This window comes from Actinomycetospora chlora (assembly GCF_039542135.1).
Classification (GTDB): domain Bacteria; phylum Actinomycetota; class Actinomycetes; order Mycobacteriales; family Pseudonocardiaceae; genus Actinomycetospora; species Actinomycetospora chlora.
This window is the reverse complement of record NZ_BAABHO010000117.1, coordinates 1-1,131: the sequence shown is the minus strand read 5'-3', so window position 1 is coordinate 1,131 and position 1,131 is coordinate 1. Positions and strand designations below refer to the sequence as shown.

The following is a 1,131-nucleotide window of genomic DNA, read 5'->3' as shown; positions in this document are numbered from 1 at the left end:
GGGGCAGCCGCGTCCGCGGGCCTGGGCGTGGGGGTCGAGGCGGAACATGGGTCCGGTGTCGGTGGGCGGGTCGTAGTAGCGGTGGAACACCGGGGTCAGCCCCCCGGAGATCGGGGGCACGATCCAGCTCCAGTCCACCGGGCACGCCCGCCCCGCGGCTTGTTCCTTCTCCACGAACCGCAGGAACCGCTGGGACTCGCCGTGGTGATCGGCCAGCGACACCCCGGCCTGGTCGAACGAGTGCTGCACCGCCGCGGTCAGCTCGATCGCCGCCCGATCCCGCCACAACGTGCGATCCGAACTGGTGTCCAGCCCCATCGCCTCGGCCACCTCGGCGAGCATGTCGTACCGATCGGCATCGGCCAGGTTCCGCGCCGCGATCTCGGTGGCCATGTACCAGCCGTTGAACGGCGCCGCCGGATACGACACCCCACCGATGTCCAGGCGCATGTTGCTGATCACCGGCAACGCGTGCCACCGCAACCCCAACTCGGCGAACCACCCGTGCTCGGGGTGCGCCAGCTCCACCTCCAGCACCGCATCGCGGGGCACCTCGACCAGCTGCGGACCCGCCGCGGCGTGCTCACCGCCCCCGGTCACCACCAACGGCAACACGTCGAACCGGCCCATCGGCGACGGCGGCAACCACCCCAACGACCGGGCCTGATCGGTGAACCCCACATACCGCGGATCCCCCAGCACCCGACCCCCGGCCCGGTACCCCGCGTACCGGATCAGCTGCTCGTTCCACACCCGCGGCCCCGGCCCCGCCGGCCCGTCCGGCGCGAACACCGTGATCGTCGACCGGATCCGACCCCGCCGCGTGGCCTCCCGCAGATGCCCCACACACTCGCCGGCCACCTCGTCCGCGGCGCTCACGTGCCGCCGGTCGCGCACGTGCAGGCTGCGCCAGTACAACCGCCCGATACACCGCGCCGAGGACCGCCACGCCACCCGCGCCCCGAACGCCAACTCCTCGCCGGTGTGCACATACGTGCCCGTCCGCGCGATCTCCTCCACCACCGCCGCCACCCGCGGCCCCACCGGCCCCGCCTCCGGGTTCTCCGCATGGAACAACCGCAGGAACTCCTCCGCCTCCGCCGGATCCACCGTCGGGATCGGGGCCGGGAG

At 72.9% G+C, this 1,131-nt stretch carries 1 protein-coding gene; it reads right to left on the bottom strand.

Annotation, left to right across the window (positions count from 1 at the left end; genetic code table 11):
* The coding region (locus ABD994_RS30935) for a nitric oxide synthase oxygenase (protein WP_425550165.1) at positions 1-1,119 on the bottom strand (1,119 nt) is incomplete at its 3' end.
* Positions 1,120-1,131 lie beyond the last annotated feature (12 nt).